16 protein-coding genes and 1 pseudogene are annotated in these 17,691 nt (G+C 60.8%); 2 read left to right on the top strand and 15 right to left on the bottom strand.

The genetic code is table 11. The features are described 5' to 3' along the window. Positions 1–177 precede the first annotated feature (177 nt). Positions 178–655 (top strand): annotated as a pseudogene (locus tag AB6809_RS03370) (hypothetical protein). Positions 656–745: 90 nt separating this feature from the next. Here the strand turns inward: AB6809_RS03370 and AB6809_RS03365 are convergent. The 5 genes from AB6809_RS03365 to AB6809_RS03345 all read right to left on the bottom strand — a co-directional run bounded on the left by AB6809_RS03365 (position 746) and on the right by AB6809_RS03345 (position 6,446). Beyond that, positions 746–1,579: an AraC family transcriptional regulator gene (locus AB6809_RS03365; RefSeq protein ID WP_029967158.1), complete on the bottom strand. Its 834-nt coding sequence runs from the start codon at positions 1,577–1,579 to the stop codon at positions 746–748. 198 nt (positions 1,580–1,777) lie between these two features. Then, positions 1,778–3,289 (bottom strand): DHA2 family efflux MFS transporter permease subunit, encoded by a 1,512-nt coding sequence (locus AB6809_RS03360; protein ID WP_029967156.1) that lies wholly within the window; start codon positions 3,287–3,289, stop codon positions 1,778–1,780. Positions 3,290–3,562: 273 nt separating this feature from the next. After that, complete coding sequence (locus tag AB6809_RS03355; RefSeq protein ID WP_081652983.1) at positions 3,563–3,997, bottom strand: DUF3658 domain-containing protein; 435 nt, start codon at positions 3,995–3,997, stop codon at positions 3,563–3,565. Positions 3,998–4,004: 7 nt separating this feature from the next. Continuing rightward, positions 4,005–5,621, bottom strand: coding sequence for a hypothetical protein (locus AB6809_RS03350; RefSeq protein ID WP_371025991.1), 1,617 nt, complete (start codon positions 5,619–5,621; stop codon positions 4,005–4,007). A gap of 3 nt (positions 5,622–5,624) precedes the next feature. Then, a complete protein-coding gene (locus AB6809_RS03345) occupies positions 5,625–6,446 on the bottom strand; it encodes a DUF6531 domain-containing protein (protein WP_307260294.1) in 822 nt (273 codons plus the stop codon). A gap of 468 nt (positions 6,447–6,914) precedes the next feature. Between AB6809_RS03345 and AB6809_RS03340 the strand changes: the two genes are divergently transcribed. Then, on the top strand, positions 6,915–7,172 hold the full coding sequence (locus AB6809_RS03340) for a hypothetical protein (protein ID WP_029967151.1): 258 nt from the start codon (positions 6,915–6,917) through the stop codon (positions 7,170–7,172). A 94-nt stretch (positions 7,173–7,266) separates the two neighbouring features. Here AB6809_RS03340 and AB6809_RS03335 read toward each other — a convergent pair whose 3' ends face one another. The 10 genes from AB6809_RS03335 to AB6809_RS03290 form a co-directional block, all read right to left on the bottom strand. Beyond that, complete coding sequence (locus tag AB6809_RS03335) at positions 7,267–7,938, bottom strand: glutathione S-transferase (RefSeq protein WP_029967149.1); 672 nt, start codon at positions 7,936–7,938, stop codon at positions 7,267–7,269. Between the two features lie 91 nt (positions 7,939–8,029). Further along, on the bottom strand, positions 8,030–9,253 hold the full coding sequence (locus AB6809_RS03330) for a dienelactone hydrolase family protein (protein WP_029967147.1): 1,224 nt from the start codon (positions 9,251–9,253) through the stop codon (positions 8,030–8,032). Between the two features lie 43 nt (positions 9,254–9,296). After that, a complete protein-coding gene (locus AB6809_RS03325; protein WP_029967145.1) occupies positions 9,297–10,937 on the bottom strand; it encodes an AMP-binding protein in 1,641 nt (546 codons plus the stop codon). A 61-nt stretch (positions 10,938–10,998) separates the two neighbouring features. After that, complete coding sequence (locus AB6809_RS03320) at positions 10,999–11,394, bottom strand: RidA family protein (protein WP_006047318.1); 396 nt, start codon at positions 11,392–11,394, stop codon at positions 10,999–11,001. Beyond that, positions 11,391–11,834 (bottom strand): thioesterase family protein, encoded by a 444-nt coding sequence (locus tag AB6809_RS03315; protein WP_029967143.1) that lies wholly within the window; start codon positions 11,832–11,834, stop codon positions 11,391–11,393. Before AB6809_RS03315 ends, AB6809_RS03320 begins: the two co-directional genes overlap by 4 nt. Further along, the gene (locus AB6809_RS03310; RefSeq protein ID WP_029967142.1) at positions 11,831–13,063 is read right to left on the bottom strand and encodes an acyl-CoA dehydrogenase family protein; all 1,233 of its coding nucleotides are present in this window, start codon (positions 13,061–13,063) and stop codon (positions 11,831–11,833) included. The genes AB6809_RS03315 and AB6809_RS03310 overlap by 4 nt, the downstream gene beginning before the upstream one ends. Before the next feature lies 1 nt (position 13,064). After that, entirely contained in the window at positions 13,065–13,916 is an 852-nt protein-coding gene (locus tag AB6809_RS03305) for an enoyl-CoA hydratase family protein (RefSeq protein ID WP_029967141.1), read from the bottom strand. A 31-nt stretch (positions 13,917–13,947) separates the two neighbouring features. After that, on the bottom strand, positions 13,948–14,520 hold the full coding sequence (locus AB6809_RS03300) for a MarR family winged helix-turn-helix transcriptional regulator (protein ID WP_029967140.1): 573 nt from the start codon (positions 14,518–14,520) through the stop codon (positions 13,948–13,950). Continuing rightward, complete coding sequence (locus AB6809_RS03295) at positions 14,517–15,290, bottom strand: SDR family NAD(P)-dependent oxidoreductase (protein ID WP_029967139.1); 774 nt, start codon at positions 15,288–15,290, stop codon at positions 14,517–14,519. The genes AB6809_RS03300 and AB6809_RS03295 overlap by 4 nt, the downstream gene beginning before the upstream one ends. Next, positions 15,287–17,659 carry a bifunctional salicylyl-CoA 5-hydroxylase/oxidoreductase gene (locus AB6809_RS03290; protein ID WP_371025989.1) on the bottom strand — a complete coding sequence of 791 codons (2,373 nt, stop codon included), beginning with the start codon at positions 17,657–17,659 and terminating at the stop codon, positions 15,287–15,289. The genes AB6809_RS03295 and AB6809_RS03290 overlap by 4 nt, the downstream gene beginning before the upstream one ends. Between the last annotated feature and the right edge of the window lie 32 nt (positions 17,660–17,691).

Genomic DNA, 17,691 nt, shown 5'->3' with positions numbered 1-17,691 from the left:
CACGCGGGTCGTGCGTCTACCTCTGCACGTCTATATTTCAATGGGCGGGCCTTGGTAGGGGAGCCGCAAGGCTCGCCGGTTTGTTTATGTCCCGGTCTGTCAACCCTACTTCGCGCCCGCTCACCCACGCTAAACCGAGTGCCCGGGCGACCTACCGAAACACAGGGAGATCGCACCATGACCAAAAAGTCACTCAAGCTTCAACCCACGACGCCCACCCGTCCCCCCGTCGACGCCCTTCAGTACGAAAAGCTCGCCCTGTCAGCTTTCGACCTCTGCGACCGGAGCCTGACACAATTGGACACACTGATCACACTCGCGTCGTCGATACATAGGAATCCTGCGCTCACGCGCGACGAGCGTCAGCGTCGCCAGAAGCTGATCGAATTGCTGGTGGACACGGCAGAGCAATATCAGCAGGAACTCGAATGCGACCGCGAGCTTTTTCAGGTCATCGCGTTGGATGCAAAGGGCGTCCCGCACAGCCGCATCACCGCGCGCCATGCGGCGAATCTGCTGGCGGAGGCAGCGCAGAAAGGCGGCGCGTCGCAGGAGGCTACGGCAAACGGAAAACGCGGCAAAAACGTCGTTCGCGAAAAACGCCGCTGCATTGGGAGTGGACTCGACGCCGCAGCCGCCCGCCGCGCCTCACTGAGTCACAAAGACAAAGGCAAAGGAAGCCAAGGACCACGGCGGGCAGCATAAAAATGCCCGCCGACCGCGCCCATCCACAAACCAACCCGCATCACGCCTTCAAAGGCAACCAGATCTCCAACCCGCCCATCCCGCTAACCGGGTCGAACTTCTCGTCATAGCGCTCGAAGTTGGGCGCATCGGCGGGAAGGTGTCCCGATGCCGGCAGCCACGTGTTCCAGATCGTGTTCCACGTGCGTCGTATCGTCGACACATGCTCGCGATGGCTGAACACCGCATAGCGCTGCGCGGCAATCCGCAAGCGGCTGAATTCGGCGGGCAAGGCCGAGAAATCGCTGACTTCGACGCCGCACAGGTAGTCGATGTTGCCGGCATCGTCCGCGTTGTAGCAGACGCCATACGCGACGTTGCCCACCTGGTCCGGCACTTTGCCGAAGTACTCGTTAAAGCGCTGCCACTGCGATGGAATTGCGGCGGCGCTCTCGCACGTATAGCGCTCGCTCAGACCCGCGACGAGAAACGGCCTGCCGTCTTCAAAGCGCGGCGGCTCCAGATGCGTGAGAAGAGTTTCGTCCATTTTGATCGGCTCCACGATGACAAGATTGTCGAGATGACCACGCGCGCGCAGCGCTTCGGGCGTGAGCCCGAATTGCTCGCGAAACGCGCGCGTGAATGCTTCGTGAGAGCCGTAACCGGCGTCGATGGCAACCGTCAGTATGTCCGGCGCGCCGTCCGCGAGCCGACGCGCAGCCTCACTCAAGCGACGCCCGCGCACGTAGCGCATGACCGGCACGCCCGTCGCCGCTTCGAAAGCACGCGCGAGGTGAAAGCGCGACACGCATCCACAGTGGGCGATGTCGTCGAGCGTGAGTTCTTCGGCAAAGTGGCTTTCGATAAACCACAGCGCTTTTCCTACCGGATTCATAGCGGCTCTCATGTCAACATGAAGCCAGCATAGCTAGCTGCGAACGCGTGCGTTTGATCGGGCTTGCGGTTTTGCAATTCATGCACGCGATGCAAGCGGCGCGAGCGTTGTGACCACTGCGACCAGCGTGAGCGCGACAGCCAGCCCTCGCTCAGCAGCCAGCGAGCCGCGTGCCGCGCATCACGCACCGCCCGCCGATCAAACGTTCTCCGTCGCCGCCGTATTCCCCGCCGAACGCGGACGTTCGGCAGCGGACACGCCATGTCCATCACCCGCATCCGCATGAGCGCCAGCATCCGCAGCGCCCGGCCGTCCTGCGCGCAGCATCACACCGCCGATCACGCCCGCCGCCGCCGCGAAGATCGCGCCGACCGCAAACGCCACGTGATAGCCGCTGTTTAGCGCGGCGAGCGCGTTTTGCGTCGACAGCATCTCGCCGCTGCGCGCGGCCGCGAGACTCGCGAGCACCGCGAGGCCGAGTGCGCCGCCCATCATGAACGACGTATTGACGATGCCCGACGCGAGCCCCGAATCGGCGGGATCGACGTCGCTCATCGCCGCGAGCAACATGGGATTGAACGCGATGCCCGCGCCGAAGCCGAGCAGCATCATGCCGGGCAACACGTCGACGATGAAGCTGCCGCCCACCGGCGCGCGCGCGAACAGCGCAAGACCGCACGCGGCAACCAGCAGACCCACCGCGAGCGGAATCCGCAGACCGAAGCGCATCACGACGCGCGCCGACAGCCCCAGCGAAAAGAATCCCATGATGAGGTTCGCCGGCAAAAACGCGAGCCCGACTTGCAGCGGCCGATACCCGAGCACGCGCTGCAAATACAGCGCGGAAATGAAGAACCACGCGAACATCGCCGCGGCCCACAGCACGCCGACGACATTCGCGGTCGCCACGTTACGCAAGCGGAACAGGCCGAGCGGCATCAACGGATGCTGCACGCGCGACTCGATGATCAGGAACGCGGCGAGCAACGCAAGCGCGACGAGCAGCAAGCCGAGCGTTTGCGCCGACGTCCAGCCGGCTTCGTTGCCGTTGACCACGGCATAGACGGCGAGCATCAACGACACGGTGACCGACACGGCGCCGGCCACGTCGAGCCGTTCGCCATGCGCGTGGCCGCGCGCGGACGGCAGCAGCGCGACGCACAGCGCGTACACGGCAATGCCGATAGGCAGATTGACGAGGAAGATCCAGTGCCAGCTCAGCAGGTTGGTCAGCAATCCGCCGAGCAGCACGCCGATGCTGCCGCCGCCCGCGCAGACGAAGCCATAGACGCCCATCGCTTTCGCGCGCTCGCCGGGCTCGGTGAACAGATTCATGATGAGCGACAGCGACACGGCCGATACGATAGCGCCGCCCAGGCCCTGCACGGCGCGCGCGCAGATCAGCAGGATCTGCGAATTGGCGAGGCCGCACGCGAGCGATGCCACGGTGAAGAGCGTAATGCCGCCGAGAAACAATCTGCGATGACCGTACAGATCGCCGAGCCGTCCACCGAGCAGCAGACAGCCGCCGAACGTCAGCATGTACGCGTTGACGACCCACACGAGCGATGTTTCCGTGAAGCCGAGATCCGCAGCGATAGAAGGCAACGCGACGTTCACGATGGTCGTATCGAGCACGATCATCAGCACACCGAGGCACAGCACCATGAGCGCGAGCCAGCGTTTATTGCCGTGGATGGAATGGGTCATGCGAAGGCTCCTGTGCCGCGATCGTTTGAAATTGCCGGCGGCTTCGAGCAAACGTGGGCTGTTTCAATGCGATGCCGGACGGGCCCGCCGCCCGGCGCGATGTTGATCAACCCGAGGTTGACCAACGTATTGGCAAGTTGTTGAGGACGAGGGGTTTTTCAGTCTAGCACCCGCGAGTTTTGCGTCACAACTACGAATTCCTGGGCGGGTGGGGCGCGCAATGGTTAGCAGCCGCGCCGTTTGCCGCGCCTCTCTGTCAAAGCGGCAATGAGGTTATGTCCCGTCGGTCGATGCCGGCGCGCACTCGCTACTAGTCGGCTGTGGCAAACGGACTTCGCTATAGCCCATGCGCTTCAGATCGCCGACCGCCTCGACAAGACCCTTCTCGACCATCAGCCTTATCCGCTGCGCGTAGAAGACATCGCCCAAACCCGGGTATAACGACTGGTCGGCGAATTCGTTCATAGTAGTCCCCACGACTCTGGCGACCTTCCGCCAATTGTCGACAATGTTGGCGATGATCGCAGCGTCTATAGCATGCAGATCGGCCTCTGTGAGCCGATTGACCGCTTCCTGCTGTGCGGCTGTCAAAGGCGCATTGTCGGCGTGCGGATCGTAGTTTTCCGGGTATTTATGAACTGACCTTATCATTGGCTTGCGCCCTCCATTCTTCGTAAATCGTTGAGTCAATTGCCTGGCACTCGTCATCACACCTTCAAAATCCTCCGCATCTCGCCGGTATGCAACTCCTCATGCAAGTCGCAAACTTGCCCGTCCAGACGTGGGTCTGATTAAAGTCGCCTGCCGCGCGCGCGCAGGTCACGCGGCAAGCCGCTTTCTCCTCTGCACATCCATTGTCGTTGCACTTGATCATTCCGCCGCCATCGATCGCATCGAACGATGAATATCCAGCAGGGCCTTGCAGCGGTGGCGCGCTCATGATGTCGACAGGGCCGCCCCCAGTCAATTTACCCGTCCGAGAATTGTAGAACGCCCGTGGGTCCGGGCCGACGGCCGGCCATCCACCAGCGTTGAAATAGCACTCCACGCATACCGGACGGATCTCTGTCTGGGACCCCGCGCCTTTGACGATTCCAACAAGGGCAGGCGATGGGACGATGGGTGAGACGCCGTTCTCATAGTTATTTAACCACCGATCTATTTCATCGTTGCTTATGGGCAGCCCACCGTCGTCATTCGTCTCCAACGTGCCGACGCGTGAAATTACTTTTCCGGTCGGACCATATCCGTATGCAATTGACAATCTTCGCTTAACGTTGCCACTCTCCGGTTTCGGAGTCGCATAGAGCGAGAAATTGGTGACTCGTCCCCGACCGTCATAGACGACGCCCGTGGCGAAGTCATTAACTGATATGCCCACAGGCCGATTCGCGGCGTCGCGCGCCCTGACCATTGGTTGCAATGGTTGACCTTGACTCGGAAAACGATTTCCTACTGACCGCAGATTGCCGGTAGGACCGTATGTGACCAACCATGCACCTGTCAGAACACCGTCCTGATACATCTCGAGGTAGGCAAGGTTGTTGCCTGCTTCGTAGACCGCGCCATAGGTGATTTGCGGTCCATTCGCGGTATGCGCGTCGAATCCCTGTTCGCCCGTCGGGTCGTCGGTCGGCAGATCGCTGATACCTGTGGTGTTCCCTTGCGCGTCATAGACAAATGCGCGCATTCGCCCCGGCGAGGCAATCATATACGGACGTAGAGTGCTAGCGTCGGCATAGCGCACTGATGTTACCGTCGTGCCGGAAGCTCCATGGACAACTGCCCGCACCGGTCGTGCTACATCGTCATAGACGTACTCGGCCCCACCGGCCGGATTGTTCTGCGTAAGCAAATTGCCGGAAGTGTCGTACGTCGAAGTATTCGCTCCTGTCGGCGAACTTCCGGTGACGTTGCGCAGCATGTTGCCAAGCCACGAGTAGTTCAACGTATTCGAGCCAGTAGCGTCGGAGACGGTGCTGGTTCCATTCCCGTAAAACAACTGCACGTTACGCGAAGCATCGGGATGCCTCACCCCCGTTGCCCGGCCTTTGCTGTCATACGTCCACGTGGAAACCCGCGTTCCGCTTTCGTCGATAAGTCCCGTTAGTGCCCCACCGAAGCGCAAATCTTCGTAGAGGTAGCGGCGCACATTTCCGTCCGGCCATGTTACCGATACGAGATTGTTTAGTGAGTCATAGGCGTACTGTGTGACTGCACCCGTTGGGTCAGTCATCTGCGAAAGCCTCCACTTCTTGTCATACGCCAGCCGGATGGTGACATCGAAAAAAACGGGATAGCCAATCGCATGTTGCGTGACCGATATGAGCAACCCCTAAGCCGGCGCGATGGTTAACGGCGTGGCAGCATCGCTATAGGTAAGCGTAATCATGCGTCGATTACTCATGTTGACGGATAGCAACGTGCCTTGGGATGAGTAAGTCTCGACAATTCCGGCCGCCAGATCACTCAACGTCCACGCCGAGCCGGTTTGTGCGAGCGCCAAGCCGCTGAACCCCGCCGTTCGCCATGCGCCCGCCACCTTGTTGAAGGTAATGCGATTGCCGTCGGCGCGATAAGCGAAGACTTGTGCGTTGCTGCTAGCGGCGTTGGCCAGCCCGAGCTTCATCTGCCAGTTATGAACCCATAGAGACCCGACTCCTGCATCGTTGCGCGTCATGGGTTGTGCGCGATAGGTGCGCCGAAAGGCTAAGGGCACATCGTCACCGCTAATGAAATCGGTTTCCGCTATTGTCGTCGAGCCAGTCGCGGGATAGACGGGATCGCCTACAGGGCAACTGTCTTCCGGCGTCCCGTCAGGCGGAGAATTGCACCATTGCGTGATCAGGTCGGCGTTATTGCGGCAGCCATACGATCCCATTCCCGATGGAGTGTTCGAAGTCGTCGTAAGTCGGCAAGACGGCGTTCCTTGTACCGCCCCAGACTGCGGGTACAAAGATAGACATGAGGAGTCTCCCCCATCTGCCCGTCCTACCGAAGCGCCGAAAATTAATATCAATGCAGCGAGAATTCGGCCCAGCATCGCAAAACATGCGACCGGATATTTGCGGCGCTTCATTTTTGTCCTTGTTTTATTCGATAAGCTTTCCGTAATAGTTTGAGCTATTTGTTGCCCGCGATTTCGCGGACGTTTCATTTAAAAACATTGGAAATTTCCGCCGACGATGAGGCGGTTTTTCTGCACAGTCAGAGTCGGAGGATGAGCGACGGTCCCGCGAGGAGCGAGCGTTCTCGTTTGGGCCATGACCACTGGTTTTTCTTGCACGTCGATGCGAGAACGGGAGGACGCCTCGACGGTGCGCCTATACGACGCTCAGATCGCGGGCGACCGCGCGGCTCGAGCGAATAGGACGGAAAGAATGAAGCGAATGAGCCAGACCGTTGCCAACCGAGCCATCGGACTGAGGAGCCGTTTAGTCGATTGCCGCCGGCTCTCGCGTAGGCGATGGCACCGGCCGGCTTCTGCCGGTCAGAGTCGTGCGAGATGGCAAGACGCTTGAAGATTGGCGCTACACGTACGACATACGAGGAAACATCGCAACAACGCGCGACGCTGTGTCGGGTTGGCAAATGAGAACGCTGCGTCGTGACGCCTCGAATAGCGATGCAGATTGCTGAAAATAGCGGTCAGGCAGGCGTCAGCTATGACGTGCGCGGGCGTGTATCTTCTTTCGAATACAACGAGAAACCGAGCGCCGCCAAGGGCCAACAGGCGCGCTATCTGGCGGTTCAGTATGGTTACGGTCCGGATGGCAGCGTATCGAAACGTACGGCGATAGTTTCAACGAAGGGAGCCTATCCGCAAACCATCACCGATGCCGAGATCGATGTCTGGCTCGCCAACCCAAGCGACAATTCATAAGAAAATGACTTGGAGCCGCAAGTAAAAAGGGCAGACACATTGCCTGCCCTTTTTGCTTCTCGTCGCGCTTGGCTAGCCTGGTCCTGAGCGTCCCTCACCCCCCACCCACAACCCCATACTCCCCACCCCTCTCCAAAGCCCGCCGATACGCCGCGCGCGCATGAATCCTCTGCAAAAAAGCAGTCACAGCAGGCAGCCGCATCCCACCGCGCGCCGTCGCCGCCTCAAGCGGAAAACTCATCTGCACATCGGCGGCAGAAAACTCATCGCCAGCAAACCACGCGCTCTTACTCAACTGCTCCTCGATATACCCAAGATGCAGTTTCAACTGCGGATCGACGAAACCCGATTGCAGCGTCCCGGCAATCTTTCGCGCGATCGGCTTCGCAAAGAAGGGCATCGGCGCACTCGCGATACGCAGCGCGATCAGCTTCAGCAGCAACGGCGGCATCGCCGACCCTTCCGCGTAATGCAGCCAGTACGTGTAACGCAAACGCTCGGGGGTGCCGGCCGCTGGCGCAAAGCGCCCCTGTCCATACTTGTCGACCAGATATTCGATAATCGCGCCCGACTCGGCGATGGTCAGCCCATCATCGGTAATAACCGGCGACTTGCCGAGCGGATGCACCGCGCGCAACTCGGGCGGCGCGAGCATCGTTTTTGGATCGCGCTCATAGCGCTTGATCTCGTACGGAACGCCGAGTTCTTCGAGCAGCCACAAGACGCGTTGCGAGCGCGAGTTATTCAAATGATGGACAGTCAGCATGGATCGATAAACGGTGGCCAATGGAACGTCACATCATAGGGCTATTGTGCAGAGGCGGGCCTCTAGCCACACGCTTGCACGAAACAAAGAGTCACACGCGCGACTTGCTACCCATCAACTCATTAGAAGGCAAGCTCTCATCGAGCAACTTACGCGCGCTTTCAATACCCGCCACCGGCAATCCCTCGGGATCGAGCAAGCCCACCTGCACCAGCACACTCGCCTGATCCCAGTAGATGTGCTCGTTATAAAGCTTGTCGCCGCGGAAGCACACCACAGCCAGCATCGGCACTTCAAAGTACTTTCCCGTCGGCGCGACGCCCGGCAATAGCCAGTCGATTTCGCAGCTATGCGTGCAACTGAAAATGAATTCATCGACGATACGATCTGCGCCGATAGTCCGCGAAATCGGAATCAGCTTCGTGTCGGGCGGATTCGAGTTAACGAAGTGATGCGTGTAAAAGCGCTTGAGATTGTCATGACCGACACCGCCGGTCATCGTCGGCACGTGATTGACGTAAGGCTCGGCGACCATCGTCGGCATGACCGCTTCCACGTCGCGCGTCGCGAACTCGTGATAGCAATGCGCTTCCCACAACGCGTTGAGATCGTAGACAGGCCTGAGTACTTTGCGCAGCAGCGCAAGCGTGCGCGAGTACGCCATCATTGCAGCCGGCTTATCGTATTGCGGACGCGTAGGCGCGGCAAACGCATGATCGCAACCGGGGTACACGTACTGCTCGATTTGCGGACGCGTGCGCAATGCAGCGCTGATCCGCTCGCGCGTTTCCGGCGGACACATCGCATCGTTCTCGGGGAAGTGAAACACCATCGGACAACGCACGGCCGGTACTTCGTCCAGATACGCGTCGAGGCCCACGCCGTAGTAACTCACCGCGCAATCCACATCGGTACGCGCGGCGCTCAGAAACGCGAGCTTGCCGCCGAGGCAGTATCCGACCGCGCCGACCTTGCCGGCCTGATCGGGCATCGCGCGCAACGCGGCAACGGTGGCCGCGATATCGTCGACGGCAAGATCGGTGTCGAATTGCGCCAGATAGTTGAGCGCCTGCTTCATGTCGGCGTCGCCATAACCGAGTTCGATGCCTGGCTTGATGCGCCAGAACAGATCGGGCACCAGCACCACATAGCCTTCTTCGGCGAAGCGCTCGGCCGTCCCCTTCATGGTCTCGTTGATGCCGAAAATTTCCTGCAGCAGAACGAGCCCAGGGCCCGAGCCTTGCGCCGGACGCGCCACGTAGGCATTGAAACGGCCGCCGTCCTGGGCGACAACTTCGATGAAAGAGCCGGCCATGCGTGTGTCTCCTGAGGTCTTTCGAGATTGGCGAGGAAGAGGGCTACGCCATCGTACGCAATTCGAAGCGCTTGAGCTTGCCTGTTTCGGTGCGCGGCAGTGAATCGACGAACACGATAACGCGCGGATACTTATACGGCGCCACCGTATTCTTCACGAATTCCTGCAACTGTGCGACGAGTTTGTCGTCGGCTGTATAGCCGGGATTGACCACGATGAACGCCTTCACGATCTGCCCGCGCGTGTCGTCCGGCACGCCGATCACGCCGCATTCGGCCACGGCTTCATGTTGCAGCAACACGCTTTCCACTTCCGGACCGGAGATGTTATAGCCGGCTGAAACGATCATGTCGTCGGCGCGCGCCTGGTAGAACACGTAGCCGTCTGCGTCGATATAAACCGAATCGCCCGGCAGATTCCAGCCGTCGCGCACGAATTTCAATTGCCGGTCATCGGCGAGATAACGGCAGCCGGTCGGCCCGCGCACCGCGAGCTTGCCGATGGTGCCCGGCGCAACCGGTTGCATCGCGTCGTCCACGGCTTGCACGACGTAGCCCGGCACCGCGCGGCCAATGGCATGCGGGCGTATCTCGCTGCCCTGCGCCGAAATAAAAATGTGGATCAACTCGGTGCCGCCAATTCCGTCGATCATGTCGATGCCCGTCGCGTCGTGCCATAAACGCCTCGTCGAATCAGGCAATGCCTCGCCGGCCGATACGGTCTTCTGCAAACTCGACACGTCATGATGCGGAATGAGCGGCGCCATCTGCCGATAAAAAGTCGGCGCTGTAAACATGATCGTCGCGTGAAAACGCTCGACGGTCTGCAACAACGTCTCGGGCGTGAGTTTCTCGATCAATACCGTCGACGCCCCCACGCGCAGCGGAAAACACAGCAAGCCGCCAAGCCCGAATGTGAAAGCGAGCGGGGGCGTGCCGCAGAAAATATCGCTGGCGGAAGGGCGCAACACATGACGCGGAAACAGATCGCACATCGCCAACACGTCGCGATGAAAATGCATGCAGCCTTTTGGCGCGCCTGTCGTGCCGCTCGTGAACGCGATCAGACAGACGTCGTCGGCTGCGGTATCGCATGCGGTAAAGTCGTCGGGCTTATTGACGGCGAGCGTATCGAGCGAATCGGCTGCATCGTCATGAAACAGCAGTGTTTGCTTTAACTCCGCGCAATAGAACTCGTCTTGTGGATTTGTGCAGCGCGCGAGTTCTTCGGTCAGGCGCGCATCGCAAAGCGCGGCGCTCGCCTGCGCCTTCACGATGATCTGCTTCAACTCCTTCGCGCGCAACAGCGGCATGGTCGGCACGACAACAAGCCCGGCCTTCAGCGACGCAAGCATGGCGACCGCCATCTGCAACGTATTAGGCCCGCGCAACAGAATGCGATTGCCAGGATGCAAACCCATTTCATCGACGAGTACATGCGCGCTGCGATTCACCATCGCGAGCAACTCGTTATACGTGGTGGCGCGCGGCTCGCCGTCCACCAGCGACCAAACAGCCGGACGCTCGCCGTGACCTGCTTCGATCGTGCCATCGAGCAACTCCGTTGCGCAATTGAAACGCGCCGGATAAGCGACGTCGGGGTTGTCCAGCAGAAAAACAGGCCATTGATCCTGCGGCGGAAGATTGTCGCGCGCGAAAGTATCGACGTGTGCTGACGGTTCCATCGTGGTCTCCCCGGTATCGAGCCGGCTCAATGCGCTTCAGTTGACGAGAGCTTGCGTGTCCTTACTGCGGAATGACGGCGGTGGCTTCGATCTCGACCTTGGCTTCGTCCTCGATCAACGCGACGACTTGCACCGCGCTCATCGCGATGTCGTAGTCGCCGATCAACTCGCGAAACGCGCGGCCGATTTCCTTTAATGAGTCCAGGTACTCGCGTTTGTCGGTGACGTACCACGTCATTCGCACGAGATGCTCGGGTTTGCCGCCGGCTTCGTGCAGCACGGCGAGTACATTTCTGAGCGCCTGAATCGCCTGGCCGGCGAAGTCGTCGGTCTGAAACTGCGCCTGTTCGTCCCAGCCGATCTGGCCTGCAATGAACACTTGCGTGCCGGTTGCCGCGACGCCGTTTGCGTAACCGCGTGGCTTGATCCAGCCGGCGGGAAGAAGTGCTTTTTTCATGAGCGTTGCGCCTCGCTGAATTCGGGCTGGGGAGCGAACATCGCGAGTGCGTTGGCGATGTCGGTGGGAATGTCGATCGACCGGCCGCTTTCAAGCGACGTCGTCACGAGTACCTGTTTCGCGCGGAAACGTGTCTCGCCGTTGCAATGACCGAGAATGTCGATGCTGATCGAGCGTCGGCCGATCGCGCTCACGCTCAGCGTCAACATGATCGTTTCGCCCATCTGGCTCGGGCGCGAGAACTCGCAGTCGAGTTTGACGATAGGCAACCCGATGCGGCGCTGGGCGATCATCTGCGCATAGTCGATGTGCAAGCCCTCGTTGAACCAGTCTTCGACGAGCGCATTCGTCATCACCAGATACTGCGGAAAGAACACGATGCCCGCAGGATCGCAGTGCGAAAAGCGGATACGTACGGGCCTTTCGAAGTGCGTGGTCATTTCGCGCTCTCTCCAGCGGCGGCGCTTGCGGCTGCGTGCGCCTTCAACAGATCACGGCCGACGATCAATTGCTGCACCTCCGTCGCGCCTTCGTAAATGCGCAGCGCGCGAATCTCGCGATACAGCATTTCGACCGGCACGCCGCTTTGCACGCCCATACCGCCATGAAGCTGCACGGCGGCGTCGATGACCTGTTGCGCGCCTTCGCTCGCGTGCCATTTCGCCATTGCCGCTTCGCGTGTCACGCTTTCGCCCTGATCGCGCAACCAGGCCGCGCGATAGACGAGGAGCGCGCTGCTGTCGATGGTCAACGCCATCTGCGCGAGCTTCGCTTGCGTCAGTTGAAAATCGGCGAGCGTCTGGCCGAACATCTTGCGCGACGCGGCGCGCGTGAGTCCTTCGGCCATCGCATGCCGCGCGAATCCGAGCGACGCGGCCGCAACCGACGTGCGGAAAATATCGAGCGTGCGCATGGCGAGTTTGAAGCCTTCGCCAGGCGCGCCGAGCATCTGGCTGCGCGGTACGCGTGCGCCCGCGAAATGCAGACGCGCGAGCGGATGCGGCGCAATCACGTCGATGCGTTCGGCGATTTCGAGTCCAGGCGTATCCGCGTCGACGATAAACGCGCTGATGCCGCGCGCGCCCGGCGCTTCGCCGGTGCGTGCGAACACGACATAGAAATCGGCGATGCCGCCGTTCGAAATCCACGTCTTGTCGCCGTCGAGTATGTAGGCGTCGCCGTCTTCGCGCGCAGCCAGCGACATGGCGGCGACGTCCGAGCCCGCCTCCGGTTCCGACAACGCAAAGGCCGCAATCGCGGTGCCGTTCGCCACGCGCGGCAAGTAGCGAGTTTTCTGTTCATGCGTGCCGCCGAGCGAGATCGCGCCTGAGCCGAGGCCTTGCATCGCGAGTGCGAAATCCGCGAGGCCCGAATGTTTGGCCAGCGTTTCGCGCAGCAGGCAGACCGCGCGCGTGTCGATGGTGTCGCCGTGGCCGCCGTAAGCGACGCCGCCGACGCCATACTTAAGCCATCCGCTTGCGCCGAGTTCGCGCACGAGCCGGCGGCAGGTCGCATCGACATCATCGCGCTCGACGTTTGCCGTGTGTTCGGCATGCGATAGATTTTCGCGGCACCAGGCCTCGATGCCCGCAGCCAGTTCACGATGACGCGGCTCGAAAAAAGGCCACGCAAGCGCGCTATGCAAATCGATGTGCTTATCGGCGCTCACGTCAATCTCCCTCGAACACAGGGCGCGATTTCGCAGCGAACGCCTGATATGCGCGCTCGAAATCGCGAGTGCTCATGCAGATGGCCTGTGCCTGCGCTTCGGATTCGATCGCTTCGTCAATACTCATGCTCCATTCCTGGTGCAGCATCTTCTTCGTGATGCCGTGCGCGAATGTCGGACCGGCGACGAGATCGGCGGCGAGCTTCTGCGCTTCGTCGAGAAGCGCGGCCGGCTCGCAAAGCCGGTTATAGAAACCCCATGCATAGCCTTCGTCGCCGCTCGCCGAGCGTCCCGTGAAAAGCAGTTCGGCGGCGCGCCCTTGACCGATGATGCGCGGCAAAATCGCGCAAGCGCCCATGTCGCAACCCGCGAGACCGACGCGCGAAAACAGGAAGGCGAGCTTGCTGCGCGCGGTGCTAAGGCGCATGTCGGACGCCATCGCGAGAATCGCGCCTGCGCCGGCGCACACGCCGTCGACGGCGGCAATCACCGGTTGCGGACAATGGCGCATCGCTTTGACGAGGTCGCCCGTCATGCGCGTGAAAAGCAGCAGTTCGGGCATCGGCAGATCGATCAGCGGCGCGATGATGTCGTGCACGTCCCCGCCCGAGCAGAAGTTCTCTCCTGCGCCGTGGATCACGACGGCCTTCACGTCGGTCGCATACGCTAGCTGGCGGAACAGGTCGCGCAACTCCGCATACGATTCGAAGGTAAGCGGGTTTTTGCGCTCGGGGCGATTGAGCGTGATCGTCGCGACTTTGTTCGCGACCGACCAGCCGAAGTGCCGCGCTTGGTAATTCGCGAGTGTGACGCGGTTGCCTGCTAATAGCGCGTCGGCGTTTGCTTTTGACATATGCGTGTGTCCTCCTTGAATGCGCGAGGCCTTAGTCCTTCAGACTATCCAGCAGATGCTTCTTCAACTTACCAAGCCGCTGATGCGTGCGCGACTTCTCCTCGAGACTCAAGCCGCCGAACAGCTCGACAACCCATTGCTCATGCGCGGCCGCCATCCTGTCGAACGCTTTGCGGCCCGCAGGCGTGAGGCACACGCTAATCGAACGGCGATCGTTAGGATCGTTATCGCGCGAGACGAGCCCTTCTTTCTCGAGCTGATCGGTAATGCCAGTCACATTGCCGCCCGTCACCATCAGCCGACGCGAAAGTTCGGTCATCTTCAACCCTTCAGGATGACGCTCGAGTTGCGCCATCAAGTCGAATCGCGGCAACGTGGTGTCGAATTCGTTACGCAGACGCTTGCGCAATTCCGCCTGCACGAGATTCGTCGTGGTCAGCATGCGCAGCCACAAACGCAAGCCCATGTGACTGTCGGCGCCGGTGCTCATTTCCAGATCCACGACGTTCTCCGCAGGTTTCGCGACGCCTTTGCGCGGCGCTTTGGCTTCTGCAGCCTTCGCGTCGCCGGCGGCAATCTTCTTGATGTTGGATGACTTGCTCACATCACTTCTCCACCGGCGATGGAAATGGACTGCCCCGTGATCGCGTCCGAGCCCGGTTGACACAGCCACAGCACCGCATTCGCGACCTGCTCCGGACTCACGAAACGATGCTGCGGATTCGAGCGAAGCAGACTCTCGCGCGCCTGTTCTTCCGTGCGCGAAGTCTTGCTGGTGATTTGTTCGAGCGACGCATGCAGCAGTTCCGTTTCGGTGTAACCGGGACAAACCGCATTGACGGTGATGCCTTTGGTCGCGACTTCGAGTGCAAGCGAGCGCGTAAGACCGATCACGCCGTGTTTCGCCGCGCAATACGCGGCCACATACGCATAGCCGATTTGCCCCGCCGTACTCGCGACATTGACGATGCGTCCGCTCTTGCGTTCGAGCATGCCCGGCAACACCGCGCGCGTGCCGAGAAAGACGCCGGTGAGATTCACGTCGAGCATGCGCTGCCATAGCGTCATGTCGGTATGCGTGAACGGCGCGGCCTGGGCCTGGCCCGCGTTGTTGATCAGTATGTCCACCGCGCCCGCTTTACTGAAAGCCTTCGCGACGGACTCTTCTTGCGTGACATCGACGGTGATGCTCGCGACGTCGCCCAATGTGTGGCATTTTTCGCGCTGCATTTCGAGCCGCTCTGCATTGCGGCCCATCAAGGTGACGCGCGCGCCGGCGCGCAGCAGTGCTTCGGCAATAGCGGCGCCGATACCGCTGCCGCCGCCAGTGACGACGGCATGTTGTCCCGCGAGTGACGAATGGTTTGAATTCACGTGGTTCCTTCCGCGCGCTGTGCGCGCTCTTGCGCCGACAAACCCGCATTGGCCACAGCCTGTGCGCGTTCACGTTCCAGGTTGCGTTCGAGTTGCGACTTCGCGGCGATGTATTGATTGGGCCACGTTACGTCGAAATAGCCTATCTTTGCGGCCTCATTCAACGTCCACGATGGATTGGCGAGATGCGGGCGCGCGATCGCGCACAGGTCGGCGCGGCCGGCGGCGATGATGCTGTTCACGTGGTCCGCTTCCGAAATCGCGCCGACGGCGATGGTCGCGATGCCCGCTTCGTTGCGCACGCGATCGGCGAACGGCGTCTGAAACATGCGGCCATAGACGGGCTTTTCTTCCTTGCTGACCTGACCCGACGACACGTCGATCATGTCGGCGCCCGCGGCTTTGAATGCGCGCGCGATCTGCACGGCGTCGTCGGGCGTCGTGCCGCCTTCGACCCAATCGTTCGCGGAAATGCGCACGGAAATGGGCTTGTCTTGCGGCCACACCGCGCGAATGGCCCTGAAGATTTGCAGCGGATAACGCAGACGATTTTCGAGCGAGCCGCCGTATTCGTCGGTGCGACGGTTGGTGAGCGGCGACAGAAAGCTCGACAGAAAATAGCCGTGCGCGCAGTGCAATTCGAGCCAGTCGAAGCCGGCTTCCGCGGACATTTGCGTTGCGCGCGCGAACTGCGCTTCGATTTCGCGCAGGTCGTCGTGTGTTGCTTCGCGCGAATGCTGGCTGACGCCGCGCAGATACTGCTGCGGCGATGCGGAAATGAGCGGCCAGTTGCCTTCGTCGAGCGGCTGATCGATGCCTTCCCATGCGACGCGCGTCGAGCCTTTTGCGCCGGAGTGGCCGAGTTGAATGCCGATTTTCGCATCGGACTGGCGATGCACGAAATCGACAATGCGCTTCCACGCGGTGAGATGCTCGGGCGCGTACATGCCGGGACACGCTGGCGTGATGCGCGCCTCGGGAGACACGCAGGTCATTTCCGTCATGACGAGCGCGGCGCCGCCCATTGCGCGCGCGCCGAGATGCATCAGGTGATAGTCGCCGGCAATTCCGTCGACGGCCGAGTATTGCGCCATCGGCGACACCACCACGCGGTTTTTCAGCGTGACGCCGCGCAACGTGAACGGCGTAAACATGGGCGGGACCGAATGCTTTTGCGGCGCGCGCTCGAAGCCCGAACGCCGCGCGAGCCAGTCTTCGAAACTGGACACATAACGCGCGTCGCGCTCGCGCAGGTTCTCGTGCGAGATGCGCTGCGAGCGCGTGAGCAGCGAGTACGCGAACTGTTCGGGCTCGAACGATGTGTAGCGTTCGACGTGCTCGAACCATTCCGTCGAATTGCGCGCGGCGTTCTGAATGCGCAATACGTCGACACTGCGCACTTGCGTGTAGTGCTCCAACGCCGCATGCAAATCGTCGCGATGCGCGCCGATGCTGTTGGCGAGTTCGATCGAATCTTCGAGTGCGAGCTTGGTGCCCGAGCCGATCGAGAAATGCGCGGTGTGCGCGGCGTCGCCCATGAGCACGACCGGCGTTTGCGTGCCGTCTGCGTTGCCGCGCCAGTGCACCCATTCCTCGTTGACCACGCGCGGAAAGCGAATCCATTGCGATGAGCCGCGCAAATGCGCGGCGTTGGAGAGCAACGGATTACCGTCCAGGTACTTCGCGAAGAGTTTCTCGCAGAATGCGATGCTTTCTTCCTTGCTCATTTCGTCGAGTCCGGCGGCGCGCCATACGCGCTCCGGCGTTTCGACAATGAACGTGGACGTCTCGTCGTCGAAACGATAGGCGTGTGCCTGAAACCAGCCGAATTGCGTCTTTTCGAATGCGAAGGTAAACGCGTCGAAGAGCTTTCGCGTGCCGAGCCACACGAAGCGGCAATCGCGCATGTCTACGTTCGGCTTATAGGCCGACGCGTACTTCTGACGAATAGCGCTGTTCGCTCCATCGCACGCGACGATCAGGTCGGCTTCGTACTGGGTGTCGTCTGTGACCTGCGTTTCGAAGACGAGCTTCACGCCCAATTCCTCGCAACGCGCCTGCAAGATATTCAGCAGACGTTTACGGCCGATGCCGCAAAAGCCGTGACCGGACGAGCGCACTTTGCGCCCGCCGAAATGGATTTCGATGTCGTCCCAGTGATTGAACGCGTTCAGTATTGCGTCGGCGCTTGGCGCATCGGCGGCGCGCAGGTTGCCGAGCGTCTGATCCGAAAAGACGACGCCCCAGCCGAAAGTGTCGTATGGACGGTTGCGTTCCACGACGGTGACATCGTGCGCCGGGTTGCGGCTCTTCATCAACAGGGCGAAGTACAACCCCGCCGGGCCGCCGCCGATACAGACGATGCGCATGCTGTTCCCCACTGTGGACTTTGCTGTGGGGT

This window comes from Paraburkholderia sp. RCC_158 (assembly GCF_041355255.1).
In the GTDB taxonomy this organism is placed as follows: Bacteria; Pseudomonadota; Gammaproteobacteria; order Burkholderiales; family Burkholderiaceae; genus Paraburkholderia; species Paraburkholderia graminis.
The sequence above is the reverse complement of the archived record's forward strand: the minus strand, read 5'-3'. Positions and strand labels throughout refer to the sequence as shown.